This window comes from Ruegeria sp. CF5 (assembly GCF_056537325.1).
Genome location: NZ_JBQFRI010000006.1, coordinates 202,504 through 217,253, shown reverse-complemented (window position 1 = coordinate 217,253; position 14,750 = coordinate 202,504). Strand labels below are relative to the sequence as shown.

Here is a 14,750-nt window from a genome sequence, read left to right as displayed (position 1 = left end):
GGCCGGGCATTGCCCGGCCTGACGCATGGATGAGGGCCGCAGAGCGGCCTGAAGACAGGTGTAACCTCAGTTCGAATGCCCGCTATGTGCGCCGCTGTCCTGGCGTTCCAGATCGACCGGGATCTCAACCTCGATCTCTCCGGCGTTTTCGAAGATCAGAGTTACGGGGACGGTCGCCCCTTGTTCGAAGGACTGCTTCAGCCCCATGAACATCACATGATCACCGCCGCGCTGCAGCGGGTGGGATTCACCTGCGGGAATGGCAAAGCCTTCCTCGACATGCATCATCTGGGCTACGCCTTCGTCATTGATCTTGTGCGTGTGCAGTTCGACCCGCGCCGCAACATCTGATTCCACGCCGATCAGGCGATCATCCGCGTCGCTGTGGTTCATGATCATCATGAAGGCCGCCCCGGCCTTGGCATTTTTACCAGATGAGCGTGCATAGGCGTCATCGACCATGATGGCGCCTTCCGCCAATGCGGTACCGGCAAGAGTCAGGGTTGCAAGGGTTGCGAACAGGGTGGATTTGAGGGTCATCGTGCCTCTCCTTTTTGATTTGGCTGAATTTATTGAAAAAATTCAGTCAACAGGAGGCGCGCGCGCAGGTGTCTGTGGCTGCGGCAATGAAATAAGGTTGTGCGCAACAGTGGCCGGTCCGGGCAGCGCACGGTCCGGTGGTGTCGGAAGGGATTGCTCGGCCTGCAGAACGGCCCCCAGAAGGCTGAGCGCATAATCCGGGCAGTAGTGAGGTGGCCGAGTCGGCTGACCGTCCTGGTCCATATAGACAACAACGGGGCCCGTGCCCGTGCACAGCACCATCTGGCCAACAGCCTCGCCAACGCCGCGCGAGGCGGCAACCCCCTGCCCGGTCAGAACCAACAGCACAGACAGAGCAAATGCCAGATATCCGCGTAGAACCATCATGTTGGGGATTCTATAGGCCGGTCCGGAAAAGCGCTTCAAGCGCATTCGACTGACTGCGACAGGATAGCCGCGCACCATGTCCGGAAACCGGGGTGCCGAATGCAGGTTCGGCCCTGCATTCGGCGATGGGACCGATTACCGGTCCAGATTGGGGCGCGACGACGTATCGGTTGTCATGCTTGTGTGCAGACGGTTTACGCGCCGCTGTATCTGAGTGCATTTCCTGATTCCGCTTGCCGCGAAATCAATCAGAATTCCAAAAAATGCATATTGTTTGAAAGGCATAGGCGGAGCCTCCGATCTACTAATATGCACAAACGTATTCGCATTTTTGCGAGCGGTATGTGAACAATGTCACGCCAAAACACGAATTAATATTAAATTTGAAAACAATTTTGGCGGTTCGGCTTTCACCCCGACAGAGGCAGATTTTCCAACTCACCGATCTTAAACAGGAAAACCCCGCACGATGTCGCGCGGGGTTCCGAAAATCGAAATGTAAGGCGGATCAGGCCGAGGCTTGTGCCTTGGCGATTTCCTTTTTCACCTTCAGTGCGTTTGCCGACAGCTCTTCGTCCTTGGCTTTGGCCAGGAACGCGTCCAGACCACCACGGTGGTCAACCGAGCGCAGGGCAGCCGCCGAGATGCGCAGCTTGACGCCACGGCCCAGGGTTTCCGACTGCAGGGTGACGTCGTTCAGATTCGGCAGAAAACGACGACGAGTTCTGTTTTTGGCGTGGCTGACATTGTTGCCAGTCATCGGGCCTTTTCCGGTCAGTTCGCAACGGCGCGACATGGTTTCTTCCTTTGTTTCTGGAGGCCGGGCATCTGCCTGCGGCCAAATCACAAGGGGCGCAACCCGAAGTCGCGCCCGAAAACTGGTTGGATGCGTGTAGTGGGAATCACGGATGGGGTCAAGATGGGCGGGCGCGAAATCTTTGCCGGTGCCGGTGGTTTTGATGTGACCGGGAAATGGCCCGCTCGGGCCATGCCTCCGGCGGCCGCATTTGTCAACGATAAGAAGGACGGCGCGGCGCAGGATCAGGCGCGGGACAGTGTCGTCAGCATCTTTTCTGCAGCGGCGCCCGGGCTGAGGTGGCCCTGTGATACCCGGTCATTGAGTACGGCCATCTCAGCCTTTGCCTCAGGCGTATCGAGGCGGGCCAGAAGGGCGTGGCGGACCTCCTGATCGAACCAGTAGCGGGCCTGTGCGGCGCGGTTGGCTGCCCAGTGGCCGTTTTCCCTGCGCCAGTCCGACAGCGCCTGCATCTCGTCCCAGGCTTGGGCCAGGCCCATTTCCTCGACCGCCGAAACCATTATGGCCTTGGGGAAATCGTCTGGATCCTGCGGGCGCTTGCGCAACAGACGCAACGCACCGGAATAGTCGGCGCAGGTGCGGGTGGCGGTGGCTTTCAGGTCACCGTCCGCCTTGTTGATCAGAATCATGTCGGCCATCTCCATGATGCCGCGCTTGACGCCCTGCAATTCGTCCCCGCCGGCCGGAGCCAGCAACAGCAGAAAGAGGTCAGACATCTCGGACACCACCGTTTCCGACTGCCCGACACCGACAGTTTCGATCAGCACCACGTCAAAACCCGCCGCTTCGCACAGGGCAATCGCTTCGCGTGTGCGGCGGGCAACGCCGCCAAGGTGGCTTTGGCTGGGGGACGGGCGGATAAAGGCGTTTTTCTCGCGGCTCAGACGCTCCATCCGGGTTTTATCGCCAAGGATCGATCCGCCTGAGCGGGCGGAACTGGGATCAACCGCAAGGACCGCGACTCGCAGCCCCTGCCCGGTCAGCAGCATGCCGAAACTTTCAATGAAGGTGGATTTGCCAACACCGGGCGTGCCCGACAGGCCGATGCGCAGCGACTGGCGGTCGGCGCGTCCGAGACGCTCCAGCAGCTCAGCGGCCTGAGCGCGGTGGTCAGGGCGTTTGCTTTCGACAAGCGTGATCGCACGGGCCAGCGCCCGGCGGTCGCCGTTCAAAATCTTGTCACTCAGGCTGTCTAATTGCATTCTGACCCCAAATTCTGTGGCACGAATACTTGCAGCCGACCAACCCGGTTTGTCCAGCCCGGACCGCATAGGAATTTTGATCCGTGTTTCGCCTGAGCCATGTTTTTTGCATTGTGACCCTTCTGGTTCTGCCTGCATCGCTGTTGGCGGAGCAGACGCAGGCGCGTTTTGCCTTGCGGGCACTTGGTGTGAAGGTGGGCGAGTTCACGCTGGACGGCAGCGCCGGCACCTCGCGCTATTCGGTGTCGGCGCAGCTTGCCACGACGGGGCTGGTCGGTGCGATCAAGCAGGTGCGGTTTGTTATTCAGGCGTCAGGGCGGCGCAAAGGGGATCGGTTCATCCCGCAACAGTACGTCGAGGATATGGACACAGGCCAGCGCCAGTCACGCGCACGGTTGACCTATTCGGGCGGCGTGGCGACGGCCAGCGGGTCGGAGATCGGGGAAAGGACGGCCTATTCCGTGACCGATCAGGAACAGCGCGGTGCGGTGGACCCGTTGACCGCGATCTTCATGGTTTTGCGGGATCAGCGACCCGAAGACCTGTGCAGGTTGCGACAGAAAATCTATGACGGCGAGCGGTTGACCGAGATTGCCCTGACCCAGCGTGTGGACTCAGGTGGCACGGTTCGGTGCAGCGGTGCCTTTACCCGGCTCAGCGGCTATGCGCCTGATGATCTGCGCAAGGGCAGCCAATTTCCTTTGACGGTAACCTATGAGGCGCAGGGCGGCGTCATGCGGGCGGTACATGTACAGGCGCAGACGGTCTATGGCGCGGCAACGGTTGTGCGGAAATAGTGCGATCTGGACGGCGCTGGCGAGTTGGCGGATAAGGGCCGGATGACACTGCGCCTGCCGATTGACGACGCCATTCCCGAACTGCTGGAGGTTCTGCGCACCTCGGGCCGGGCCGTTCTGCAGGCCCCGCCCGGAGCAGGCAAGACCACGCGCGTGCCGCTGGCCATGCTGGAGGCCGGGCTGTGCGACGGGCGTATCGTGATGCTGGAGCCACGCCGGCTGGCCGCGCGGGCAGCGGCGGAGCGCATGGCAGAAACGCTGGGCGAGCGCGCGGGCGAGACCGTTGGGTATCGTGTGCGGGGTGATGCGAAGGTTTCCAAGGCCACGCGGATCGAGGTCGTGACCGAGGGCATTCTGACCCGGATGCTGCAATCCGATCCCGACCTGCCGGGCGTGGGTGCGGTCATTTTCGATGAATTTCACGAGCGTTCGCTGAATGCTGATCTGGGGCTGGCCTTGTGTCTGGAAGTAACCGGGGCGCTGCGCGACGATCTGATCCTGCTGGCAATGTCGGCGACACTGGATGCTGACCCTGTGGGGCGCTTGATGGATGCGCCGCTGGTGACCTCGGAAGGGCGGAGCTTTCCGGTCGATCTGCGCTGGTTGGAGCGGCCCTTGGGGCAAAAGGCGCGGCGGCTGGATGCGCTTGTCGATCTGGTCGTACAGGCCGAGCGAGAGACGCGTAGCGTTGGCGGCGGAATGCTGGTGTTTCTGCCTGGTGAGGGTGAGATCAGGCGGGCCGAGGCGGCGCTGACCGGACGGTTGCCTGGGGTTTGTACGATCAGGCCCCTGTTTGGTGCCATGCCGTTTGCCGCCCAGCGCGCGGCGATTGCCCCGGTTAATGGCGGGCGAAAGGTGGTTCTGGCGACGTCGATTGCCGAAACCTCGCTGACCATTCCGGATATCCGGGTGGTGGTGGATATGGGTCAGGCCCGGCGTGCGCGATTTGATCCCGGATCGGGCATGTCGCGGCTGGTGACAGAACGGGTGACGCGGGCCGAGGCCACACAGCGCGCGGGCCGCGCCGGGCGTGTGGCAGAGGGTGCGTGTTACCGGTTGTGGTCGAAGGGAGAGGAAGGCGCATTGGCCGCCTATCCCCCGGCCGAGATCGAGGCGGCGGACCTGACCGGGCTGGCGCTGGAACTGGCGCTTTGGGGGGCTGATCCCGGTGATCTGGCCTTTCTGACCCCACCGCCCGAAGGTGCAATGGCCGAGGCGCGGGCGCTGCTGGCGATGCTTGGGGCGCTGGATGGCAAGGGGCGGATTACCGATCATGGGCGGGCACTGGCGGCGCTGCCGCTGCATCCGCGGTTGGGGCACATGCTAGTCGAAGCAGGCCCGCAGGCCGCGACTTTGGCGGCGCTGATGGCCGAGCGGGACCCGCTGAAGGGCGCGCCGGTTGATCTGGCGTTGCGTCTTGAGGCGCTGCGGGACCTCCGCGCGTTTCAGCGCAACCGGCCGTGGCAGGTAAACCCGGGCGTTGTGGACCGCATCCGGGGCGAGGCAAAGCGGCTGCAAAAGCAGGCTGGTGGCAAGACCCGCGACCTGAGCCCGGCGGCCATGGCGGCGCTGGCTTATCCGGATCGGATCGGACAGCGGCGCAAAGGGGATGTACCGCGATTTGTACTGTCGGGCGGCAAGGGTGTCGTGATGGAAAGCGGCGATACGCTGGCGGGTGCGTCCAATCTGGTGGCGATCGATACCGATGGAAACCCGCGCGAGGCGCGTTTGCGGATGGCGGCGCAGATTTCCGAACGCGAAATTCGCGATCTCTTTGCCGATCTGATTGAATGGGCCGACAGTTGCGCGTGGTCGAAGCGCGAACGGCGCGTCGTAGCGCGGCGGCAGGAGCGGTTCGGCGCCATTACTCTGGACGACCGCATCTGGAAGGATGTGCCGGACGAGGATGTCGCGCGCGCGATGCTGGACGGGGTGCGCGATCTGGGCATCCGGCTGGATGGCGCGGCGGCGCGGTTGGCGGCGCGGGTTGAGCTGGTGCGTTCCGAAGGCATTGATCTGCCTGACTTTACCGTCGAAGGGTTGACGGCCACGGTCGAAGATTGGCTGCTGTCAATGCTGTCCAGCGTCAAAACCGCCGAAGACTGGAAACGTTTTGATCTGTTGCCCGCGCTGCAAACGCGGTTGAGCTGGGATCAGATGCAAGAGCTGGACCGGCGCGCGCCGGGGTCTTTCGTGACGCCGCTGGGGCGCAAGGTCCCCATTGATTACGGCGCGGCGGTGCCGGAAATCTCGGTCCGTTTGCAGGAGCTGTTTGGCGTCACACGGCATCCGGTGATCGGGGGTGAGCCGCTGAAGATCACGCTGTTATCCCCTGCACAGCGGCCCATACAGATCACCCGTGATCTGCCGGGGTTTTGGGCCGGGTCTTATGCGGATGTGCGCAAGGACATGCGGGCGCAGTATCCCAAACATCCGTGGCCCGAAGACCCGACGCAGGCCGACCCGACACTGCGTGCCAAGCGGCGGTCGTAGAGGGGGCTTTGCCCCCGCCGCCTTCGGCGTCTCCCCCAGAGTATTTTCAAAAAGATGAAGAGCGGATCATGTCGGCGGCTTTTTCGGCGATCATGATGACGGGTGAGGCGGTGTTGCCGGATACGATTTTCGGCATGATCGAGGCGTCGATGACCCGCAGCCCGTCAAGACCGTGAACCCGCAGGTCCGGCGCGGTTACGGCCATGGGGTCGGTGCCCATTTTGCAGGTGCCGGTGGGGTGAAAGATCGTGGTAGCGATGTTGCCGGCCTCGTGCAGAAGTTCGGTATCGGACCGGATGGAGGGGCCGGGTAGAAACTCCTGTGGATCGTATGGCTGCAGCGCTTTGGCCGTCATGATCCTGCGCGCCTGTTTGACAGCGGTCACCGCGACCTGTTTGTCGCGTTCGGCGCTCAGGTAGTTGAGGCGGATATGGGGCTGTGGATCAGCAGCGTTTTGGGTGATGTGACAATCGCCGACGCTTTCGGGGCGCAGATTGCAGACCGATACGGTGATGGCCGGGAACGGGTGCAGCGGGTCACCGAGGCGGTCGGTAGATAGTGGCTGGACATGGTATTCCAGATCAGGAGTGGCGAGTGCAGGGTCGGATTTGGTGAACATGCCGAACTGGCTGGGTGCCATCGACAGAGGGCCGGAACGGGTCAGCGCGTATTTGAGGGCGATGCCGATACGCCCGGTCAAGGAGTTGGCGGTTTCATTCAGCGTACGTGTGTTACTGACACGGAAGGCGGTGCGGATTTGCAGGTGATCCTGCAGGTTTTCGCCAACGCCCGGCAGGTCGTGAACCGGGGTTATGCCCAGCGCGGACAGGCGGTCGGGCTGGCCGATGCCCGAAAGCTCCAGCAGTTTCGGGGAATTGATGGCCCCGGCGGCAAGCAGGACCTCACGTCTGGCACTGACGGTGCGCGCCTGCCCCTTGTGGCGGAAGGCGACGCCGGTGACACGGCGGCCATCAAGGATCAGCCGGTCGGTCATGGCATGGGTTAGTACCCGCAGGTTGGGGCGCTTCATGGCCGGTCGCAGAAACGCCTTGGTGGTGTTCCAGCGCACACCATTCTTCTGGTTTACCTCGAAAAAGCCTGACCCTTCGTTGGTGCCGGCGTTGAAGTCGGCGGTCGGCATATAGCCGAATTCCTTCGCGCCCTCCTGAAAGGCGCGTAGGATGTCCCAGCCGAGGCGCTGTGTGGTTACCTTCCATTCGCCCCCTGCCCCGTGCAGGTCGGTTTCGCCCTTGTGGTGATCCTCGGACTTGCGGAACCACGGCAGAACGTCATCCCAGCCCCAGCCGGTGTTGCCCATCTGCCGCCAGCCGTCGTAGTCGGCGGCTTGTCCGCGCATGTAGATCATGCCGTTGATCGAGGTGCAGCCGCCCAGAACCTTGCCGCGCGGATAGACGAGGGACCGGTTGTTCAGACCCGGCTCCTCGGCTGTCTTCATCATCCAGTCCACGCGCGGATTACCGATGCAATAGAGATAGCCGACGGGAATGTTCACCCAGTGATAGCGATCATTGCCGCCTGCTTCGAGAAGAAGAACGCGGGTGCCGGGGTCTTCGCTCAGGCGGTTGGCCAGAACACATCCTGCCGTGCCGCCACCAACGATCACGTAGTCGTAGTCTCCGTCCAGTTGATCTGTCATCCGGTTCCTCCCCTGTGCGTCAGCTTGCCGATTGGCGCGGCGGTTGCAATGGAGAACCTCGGGCAATCAGGCAGTTATTTGTGCCCCGAATTGTGAGGAATAGGCGGGGACATACCAACCGGAGCCGTCGAAGCAATCCGGTGCTATTGAAAATTCGCGGGAAAGGCCCACGTTCCAGTGCGATTGTTGAAAATTTCAGCCAAATCAGGTATCAAAGCGAACCCACGGAAATATCCGGGCACAAGACAGGCACTTTTGACATGGCAACATGGCTGCGTAATATCTGGGAAGAGGTCGCCAGACCTCTTGTCCTGCGTCCCAAGCGGGTGCAGTGCGCAGCGCTGTGCACCAAACAGGTGGACGGGCGGAATACCGTGCTGCTGATCACCAGCCGCGATACCGGACGCTGGATCATTCCCAAAGGCTGGCCGATCGACGGTCTGGACGGGGCCGAGACCGCGTTGCAGGAAGCTTGGGAAGAAGCCGGGGTTAGCCGGGCGAATGTCGACAGCGAGCCGGTGGGATATTATTCCTACGACAAGATGATGAAGGATGGCTCGGCTCTGCCGATCCAGACCAATGTTTATCATATCCATGTCTCGGAACTGGCGGATGACTATCCCGAGGCGCATGAGAGAAAACGGTGCTGGGTAAGTGCCAGCGATGCGGCAGATCGGGTGAGAGAGCCCGAGTTGCAGGCCATATTGCGGCAAATGTAACGGATTTGTAAAATTTTCATGACAACCCCTTGCCCCATCCGGCGCAAGGCTGTAGCGCGCGGGCGCCTGAAATAGTAAGCATTGCGCAAAGCAGATGACCGACAGCCAGACTGAACCGCGCTGGAAAGCGCTGGATAACGACCTGCATCGTATTTCGCGTGTCGAACGCGCGAGCGCCTATGTCGCGCGCCCGCTGGTGGCGCCGGGGATCGCGCTGGCCTTCATCGCTTTGGCCGGGCTGGTCGCTGCGGTGTGGTTCGGACAGGCAAACGGCGGGCTGGTCGTTGTCGCCGCTGCCGCTTTCGGTGCCTATATGGCGATCAATATCGGCGCAAACGATGTGGCCAACAACATGGGACCGGCGGTGGGCGCGAATGCGCTGACCATGGGTGGTGCCATCGTCATTGCGGCCATTGCCGAAAGCGCCGGTGCGTTGCTGGCGGGGGGCGATGTAGTATCGACCATCTCGAAAGGGATCATCGATCCGGCCTCGGTTCAGAATAGCGAGGTCTTTATCTGGGCGATGATGGCGGCGCTGATTTCGTCCGCCATGTGGGTCAATCTGGCCACCTGGATCGGCGCGCCGGTTTCGACCACGCATTCCGTCGTGGGCGGTGTGATGGGCGCGGGCATTGCCGCGGCGGGCATGAGCGCGGTCAGTTGGGGGACCATGGGGACCATCGCCGCCAGCTGGGTGATTTCTCCGGTATTGGGGGGCGTGATCGCCGCTGCGTTTCTGGCGCTGATCAAGGCCAGGATCCAATATCAGGATGACAAGATCGCTGCGGCCCGGCGCTGGGTGCCAATTCTGGTGGCGCTTATGGCGGGGGCCTTTGCCTCGTATCTGGCGGTGAAGGGTTTGAAACGGATCGTGAAGGTCGACCTGGAGCTGGCGTTGCTGATCGGTCTGGGTGCTGGTGTGGCGGTCTGGGCCATCACCGTGCCTTGGGTCCGCCGCAAGTCCGAAGGGATGGAGAACCGGACCCGTTCGCTGAAAACCCTGTTCGGTCTGCCGCTGGTGATTTCCGCCGCCTTGCTGAGCTTTGCGCACGGCGCGAATGACGTGGCCAACGCGGTTGGGCCGCTGGCCGCCATTGTCTATGCCGCCGAATTCGGGGATTTCGCCGCCAAGGTGACGATCCCGAGCTGGGTCATGATCATCGGAGCATTCGGAATTTCCTTTGGTCTGTTCCTGTTCGGCCCCAAGCTGATCCGCATGGTCGGCAGCCAGATCACCAAGCTGAACCCGATGCGGGCCTATTGCGTGGCGCTGTCGGCAGCGATCACGGTGATCGTGGCCAGCTGGCTGGGACTTCCGGTCAGTTCCACCCACATCGCGGTTGGCGGCGTGTTTGGTGTCGGGTTTTACCGCGAATGGCATTCGGAACGGCGGCGGCGCGGTCTGAACCTGAAACGCCAGCCCGAATTGCGGCTGGCGCAAGAAGAACGCCGGCGGCGCAAGCTGGTGCGGCGGTCGCATTTCATGACTGTCGTGGCGGCCTGGATCATCACGGTTCCGGCGGCGGCCTGTATGTCGGCGGTGATTTTCCGGGTTCTGACAGCATTCCTCTGACGCTGGTGCGTTCTGCGGTCAGCTGTAAATCTGATCGGGCGAGAGGGGTTCGTTCGGGGATTGCACGATCAGGGTCGCGACCCGCGAACAGATCGGGGTCGGGACGGCGTTTGCCTGACCAAGCCGCATGATCTCGCCCTGCAGGCTGTCGATTTCAGTGGGGCGCCCGGCCTTCAGATCATAGGCCATTGATGTGCGGGCGCTGGGGTCGATCGTCAGCATGCGCGCCGCGATGCGGGAAAACAGCGGCGTCGGCAGGCGCAGGATATGTGGCGTCATCCATGCCGGGAGTGGTGTCGTCGAAGCGACCGGGTGTCCGGCGGATTTGAGTACGCCCAGTGCCTCGGCCATCTGGTCGGCCATGAGGCGGCGCCAGCTTGGATCCAGCAGTTGTTCCCTGAGAGTCAGCCCGGACAGCGCATTGAGCGCGTTGTTAAGGTTGATCACCAGCTTGCCCCACTGAACCGCCTCGATCCGGTAGCTTTCGGTGACGGGCAGCGCGGGCGACGAGAGTGACATTGCCAATGCGCCCTGCCCTGTCTGGATCACGATATCGCCGGAGGTCGCGCGATGATACGCGGCCAAAGTGGTCGGAACGACGTTGAAAGGTACCATACCGGCACGAACATCGCGGTCAGGCAAGCCCGCGCGCAATATTCGAGCATTGTCCATCCCGTTTTGCCAAGAGAGGACCGGCGCGGTTTCAGGTCCATGCCGGGCGATCAGCTCGGCCATTGTTTCAGTGGCACCTGATTTGACCGTGACGATGATCAGATCGGCCGAGGCGAGACATTCCGGGTTTTCCGCAAGGGTCAGGCGGTCTGAGGAAACCGTGCAGCGCAGGCCAGAAAAATCTGTAACCGTGAGACCCTGCGCACGGATCGGATCCAGAATGCGGGCACGCCCCAGCAGGGTCACATCATGCCCGGCCTCTGCAAGCAAGGCCCCGCAATAACAGCCAATGCTGCCCGCGCCGGCGATGACAAGTTTCATGGCGCCCCTTTCCATTTGCGGAAAGGATGCGCCGGGATGAACCGCTGGGGCAAGGGCGGTACGGAATGACGTAGCGCCGCCTCGGTCAGAGGCCCAGGCACCAGCGCATGACCGCCTTTTGCGCATGCAGGCGGTTTTCGGCCTCGTCGAAGATGACCGAGTTGGGGCCGTCCATCACTTCGGACGTGGCCTCTTCTTCGCGGTGCGCAGGCAGGCAGTGCATGAACAGCGCGTCCGGTTTGGCGTGGGACATCAGTTCGGCGTTGACCTGATAGGGGCGCAGAAGGTTGTGGCGGCGTTCCTTGGCCGATTGTGCGTCATGCATCGAGACCCAGGTGTCTGCGACCACCAGATCGGCCCCTTCGACGGCCTTGAATGCGTCCCGTTCGACGGTGACTTTCGAGCCTTTGGAGCGGGCGAACCCCATGAATTCCTCTTCGGGGTCGAACTGGGCCGGGCCGGTGAAGGTGAAGTCGAACCCGAACTGGCCTGCTGCGTGCAGGAACGAGGAACAGACATTGTTGCCATCGCCGGTCCAGACGACCTTTTTGCCCGCGATGGGGCCGCGATGTTCCTCGAATGTCAGCACGTCGGCCATGATCTGGCAGGGATGGGTGCGGTCGGTCAGGCCGTTGATCACCGGCACATCGGCAAACTCGGCCATCTCGGTCAGGATGGTTTCATCGAACGTGCGGATCATGATCATGTCCACGTAACGGCTGAGCACGCGGGCGGTATCGGCGATGGTTTCGCCATGGCCAAGCTGCATGTCCTTGCCGCTGAGCACCATGGTCTGACCGCCCATCTGGCGCACGCCGACGTCGAAAGACACTCGGGTCCGGGTCGAGGGCTTTTCGAAGATCAGCGCCACCATGCGGCCTTCGAGCGGCTGATCGTCATCCAGAGCGGCCTTGGGGCGACCCAGGCGATCCTGCTTCATCGCCGCGGCCTGGTCGATCATGGCCCGCAGGTCGGCGGGATCGGTTTTGTGAATGTCGAGAAAATGGTTCATTGGATATCGCTTTTGGCTGTCGGCGGGTGGGGACCAGCCCCCACACCCCCGGGATATTTTTTAGCAAGAGGAAGGTTAGGCGGTTTCGAGATTGGCTTCGACCTGCGTGGCGGCCTTGTCGAGGCGGATCATGGCCTGAGCGACGTCATCCTCGGTCAGGGTCAGCGGTGGCAGCAGGCGAATCACGTTGTCTGCAGCGGGCACGGTGATGACGAGGTTGTCATAGCCTGCATTGACGACATCAATATTGGGCGCCTTGCATTTGAGACCCAGCATCAGGCCCGCGCCGCGCACTTCTTCGAACACGTCGGGGTGGTCGGCGATCAGGCCTTCGAGCTTTTGCCGCAGCAGGCCGGCCTTGCGGTTGACCCCTTCGAGGAACGCCGGAGTGGACACCTGATCCAGAACCGCGCAGCCCACGGCGCAGCCCAGCGGGTTGCCGCCATAGGTTGAACCATGGGTGCCCGCGGTCATGCCGCTTGCCGCGTCCTCGGTCGCCAGGACCGCGCCCAACGGGAAGCCGCCGCCGATACCCTTGGCAACCATCATGATGTCGGGCGTGATGCCCGCCCATTCATGGGCAAAGAGTTTGCCGGTGCGTCCGACGCCACACTGCACCTCGTCCAGGATCAGTAGCAGACCGTTGTCGTCACAGATCTGGCGCAGTGCCTTCAGCTCGGAATCGGGCACCGGACGGATGCCACCTTCGCCCTGTATCGGCTCGATCAGAATGGCCGCTGTCTTGTCGGTGATGGCGTTGGTGACACCATCAAGGTCACCGAAAGTCACATGCACAAAGCCGGGCAGCAGCGGGCCGAAGCCTTTGGTCATCTTTTCCGATCCGGCAGCCGCGATGCCCGCCGAGGAACGGCCATGAAAAGAGCCGTCGAAGGTAATGATCTCGACCCGCTCGGGCTGATCTTTGTCATAGAAATACTTACGCGCCATCTTAACGGCCAGTTCGCAGGCTTCGGTGCCGGAATTGGTGAAGAAGACGGTGTCGGCAAAGGTGTGTTCGACCAGCTTGTCGGCCAGCGCCTGCTGTTGTGGAATCTGATAGAGGTTCGAGACATGCCACAACGCATGGGCCTGATCCGACAACGCCTTGACCAGAGCCGGGTGGGCATGGCCCAGCGCGTTCACCGCGATACCCGCGCCAAGGTCGAGGAAACGTCGGCCATCCGCCTCGGTCAGCCAGGCGCCCTCGCCCTTCACAAAGCTGAGGGGCGCACGGTTATAGGTCGGCAGAACGGACGGGATCATCGGATCATCCTTTTCGAAAGTTTGAGCCCAAGTGAGTGATACACCAAGGGCGGGTTCGTCAACTGGTTTGGAGAGGGATGCGCTGATTTTGCAGCGCAAATGGATCAAACGGGCCGGTTACGCAAAGATGCGTCGGCGTCGGAGCAAAGAGATATGCGCGTGTCTGATCATGCGTGCTCTATAACGGCGCAATGCCGGTCTGAAAACCCGGTATTTTGGCAGACACGTAATTTTGGTAATCACGATGGCGGGCGCGGTTTTCGCGCTTGCCATTTGGCCTGCCGTGGCGCAGGGCTGTGGGCATGTATGTTCAGCAGCGTCAGAACCCGGCATTTGCGGCAACACTGATATTCGTCGCCAGCGCTTTCATTGCGGCCACGACGCTGCTGGCTAAGGCATTGGGGACCGAGGCACTTGGTCCGCCCCTGCATCCAATGCAGATCAGCCACGGGCGGTTTCTGTTCGCGTTCATCGTGATTGTCAGTGCGGTTGTAACACTACGTCCGCAGCTGCGCCGCCCACATTGGGGTCTGCATATCGGGCGGACCAGTTTCGGCTGGGCCGGTGTGACGCTGATGTTCGCCTCGGTCGCGTATATTCCGATGGCGGATGCCACGGCGATATCTTTCCTGAATCCGGTCTTTGCGATGATTCTGGCCATCCCGTTGCTGAAGGAAAGCGTTGGGCCGTGGCGCTGGCTTGCGGCGGCCGTGGCACTGTCCGGCGCGCTGATCCTGTTACGGCCGACACCTGAGAGTTTTCAGCCCGCAGCGCTGCTGGCACTGGCAGCGGCGGCGGTGATCGGGATGGAGCTGATTTTCATCAAGAAGCTGTCGGGGCGCGAAAGTCCCATCCAGATATTGCTGGTGAACAACGCGTTGGGATTGACCATCGCTTCGGTCGCGGTGCTGGCGGTCTGGCAACCGCCGACAGCCGAGCAATGGGCGGCACTGGCAGGGATCGGCGTGCTGATGGCCTGCGCGCAGGCCTGCTTTGTCAACGGGATGGCACGGGCGGATGCGTCCTTTGTCGCGCCCATCAGCTATGCAACGCTGATATTTGCCGCGCTCTATGACTTTGCGATCTTTGAGGTGATCCCGGATTCGGTCAGCATTTTGGGATCGACCATCATCCTGACCGGCGCGCTGATCCTTGTCTGGCGGGAAGCACGGGCCAGACGCAGCTGAGCCCATTCAAAAAATTTTGTGAGGCAGGTCCAGCCGCGACCTGCGTGTCGCATTTCCTCATGAAGGTGAGTTAAAAAGGCGCAATTTGAGGGCAGTTGATTAGCGAGATT

At 61.9% G+C, this 14,750-nt stretch carries 13 protein-coding genes; 5 read left to right on the top strand and 8 right to left on the bottom strand.

What is annotated here, in order from left to right; all coding sequences use genetic code 11:
- Positions 1–66: 66 nt before the first annotated feature.
- The 4 genes from ACR0NW_RS15675 to meaB all read right to left on the bottom strand — a co-directional run bounded on the left by ACR0NW_RS15675 (position 67) and on the right by meaB (position 2,946).
- Positions 67–540 (bottom strand): copper chaperone PCu(A)C, encoded by a 474-nt coding sequence (locus tag ACR0NW_RS15675; RefSeq protein WP_480451048.1) that lies wholly within the window; start codon positions 538–540, stop codon positions 67–69.
- Between the two features lie 42 nt (positions 541–582).
- Complete coding sequence (locus ACR0NW_RS15670; protein ID WP_480451049.1) at positions 583–972, bottom strand: hypothetical protein; 390 nt, start codon at positions 970–972, stop codon at positions 583–585.
- A gap of 463 nt (positions 973–1,435) precedes the next feature.
- Positions 1,436–1,723 (bottom strand): 50S ribosomal protein L28, encoded by a 288-nt coding sequence (gene rpmB, locus ACR0NW_RS15665; protein ID WP_039532366.1) that lies wholly within the window; start codon positions 1,721–1,723, stop codon positions 1,436–1,438.
- A gap of 245 nt (positions 1,724–1,968) precedes the next feature.
- Complete coding sequence (gene meaB / locus ACR0NW_RS15660) at positions 1,969–2,946, bottom strand: methylmalonyl Co-A mutase-associated GTPase MeaB (protein WP_480451050.1); 978 nt, start codon at positions 2,944–2,946, stop codon at positions 1,969–1,971.
- 83 nt (positions 2,947–3,029) lie between these two features.
- Here meaB and ACR0NW_RS15655 point away from each other — a divergent pair, with 83 nt between their 5' ends.
- On the top strand, positions 3,030–3,743 hold the full coding sequence (locus ACR0NW_RS15655; RefSeq protein WP_480451051.1) for a DUF3108 domain-containing protein: 714 nt from the start codon (positions 3,030–3,032) through the stop codon (positions 3,741–3,743).
- A gap of 42 nt (positions 3,744–3,785) precedes the next feature.
- Positions 3,786–6,236, top strand: coding sequence for an ATP-dependent helicase HrpB (gene hrpB, locus ACR0NW_RS15650; RefSeq protein WP_480451052.1), 2,451 nt, complete (start codon positions 3,786–3,788; stop codon positions 6,234–6,236).
- 46 nt (positions 6,237–6,282) lie between these two features.
- Here the strand turns inward: hrpB and ACR0NW_RS15645 are convergent, their stop codons facing one another.
- Positions 6,283–7,893 carry a GMC family oxidoreductase gene (locus ACR0NW_RS15645; RefSeq protein ID WP_480451053.1) on the bottom strand — a complete coding sequence of 537 codons (1,611 nt, stop codon included), beginning with the start codon at positions 7,891–7,893 and terminating at the stop codon, positions 6,283–6,285.
- Between the two features lie 260 nt (positions 7,894–8,153).
- Between ACR0NW_RS15645 and ACR0NW_RS15640 the strand changes: the two genes are divergently transcribed.
- Together ACR0NW_RS15640 and ACR0NW_RS15635 are read left to right on the top strand one after the other, a co-directional pair.
- A complete protein-coding gene (locus ACR0NW_RS15640) occupies positions 8,154–8,612 on the top strand; it encodes an NUDIX hydrolase (RefSeq protein ID WP_480451054.1) in 459 nt (152 codons plus the stop codon).
- Between the two features lie 94 nt (positions 8,613–8,706).
- Entirely contained in the window at positions 8,707–10,185 is a 1,479-nt protein-coding gene (locus tag ACR0NW_RS15635; protein WP_480451055.1) for an inorganic phosphate transporter, read from the top strand.
- Positions 10,186–10,203: 18 nt separating this feature from the next.
- On the opposite strand, the gene ACR0NW_RS15630 is transcribed toward ACR0NW_RS15635, so the two are convergent.
- The 3 genes from ACR0NW_RS15630 to ACR0NW_RS15620 all read right to left on the bottom strand — a co-directional run bounded on the left by ACR0NW_RS15630 (position 10,204) and on the right by ACR0NW_RS15620 (position 13,453).
- Positions 10,204–11,178, bottom strand: a complete 975-nt coding sequence (locus ACR0NW_RS15630) for a 2-dehydropantoate 2-reductase (protein WP_480451056.1) — start codon at positions 11,176–11,178, stop codon at positions 10,204–10,206.
- Positions 11,179–11,263: 85 nt separating this feature from the next.
- Positions 11,264–12,190 (bottom strand): ornithine carbamoyltransferase, encoded by a 927-nt coding sequence (argF, locus tag ACR0NW_RS15625; protein WP_480451057.1) that lies wholly within the window; start codon positions 12,188–12,190, stop codon positions 11,264–11,266.
- Positions 12,191–12,265: 75 nt separating this feature from the next.
- Complete coding sequence (locus tag ACR0NW_RS15620) at positions 12,266–13,453, bottom strand: acetylornithine transaminase (protein ID WP_480451058.1); 1,188 nt, start codon at positions 13,451–13,453, stop codon at positions 12,266–12,268.
- Between the two features lie 302 nt (positions 13,454–13,755).
- Here ACR0NW_RS15620 and ACR0NW_RS15615 point away from each other — a divergent pair, with 302 nt between their 5' ends.
- Positions 13,756–14,640, top strand: a complete 885-nt coding sequence (locus ACR0NW_RS15615) for a DMT family transporter (protein WP_480451060.1) — start codon at positions 13,756–13,758, stop codon at positions 14,638–14,640.
- Positions 14,641–14,750: the final 110 nt, after the last annotated feature.

Bases quoted from the DNA above. Each gene is read 5' to 3' on its own strand.
- rpmB (WP_039532366.1), bottom strand. From the start codon at position 1,723: ATGTCGCGCCGTTGCGAACTGACCGGAAAAGGCCCGATGACTGGCAAC.
- ACR0NW_RS15645 (WP_480451053.1), bottom strand. From the start codon at position 7,893: ATGACAGATCAACTGGACGGAGACTACGACTACGTGATCGTTGGTGGC.
- ACR0NW_RS15630 (WP_480451056.1), bottom strand. From the start codon at position 11,178: ATGAAACTTGTCATCGCCGGCGCGGGCAGCATTGGCTGTTATTGCGGG.
- meaB (WP_480451050.1), bottom strand. From the start codon at position 2,946: ATGCAATTAGACAGCCTGAGTGACAAGATTTTGAACGGCGACCGCCGG.
- ACR0NW_RS15670 (WP_480451049.1), bottom strand. From the start codon at position 972: ATGCGCTTGAAGCGCTTTTCCGGACCGGCCTATAGAATCCCCAACATG.
- ACR0NW_RS15620 (WP_480451058.1), bottom strand. From the start codon at position 13,453: ATGATCCCGTCCGTTCTGCCGACCTATAACCGTGCGCCCCTCAGCTTT.
- ACR0NW_RS15635 (WP_480451055.1), top strand. From the start codon at position 8,707: ATGACCGACAGCCAGACTGAACCGCGCTGGAAAGCGCTGGATAACGAC.
- ACR0NW_RS15675 (WP_480451048.1), bottom strand. From the start codon at position 540: ATGACCCTCAAATCCACCCTGTTCGCAACCCTTGCAACCCTGACTCTT.
- argF (WP_480451057.1), bottom strand. From the start codon at position 12,190: ATGAACCATTTTCTCGACATTCACAAAACCGATCCCGCCGACCTGCGG.
- ACR0NW_RS15640 (WP_480451054.1), top strand. From the start codon at position 8,154: ATGGCAACATGGCTGCGTAATATCTGGGAAGAGGTCGCCAGACCTCTT.
- hrpB (WP_480451052.1), top strand. From the start codon at position 3,786: ATGACACTGCGCCTGCCGATTGACGACGCCATTCCCGAACTGCTGGAG.
- ACR0NW_RS15615 (WP_480451060.1), top strand. From the start codon at position 13,756: ATGTATGTTCAGCAGCGTCAGAACCCGGCATTTGCGGCAACACTGATA.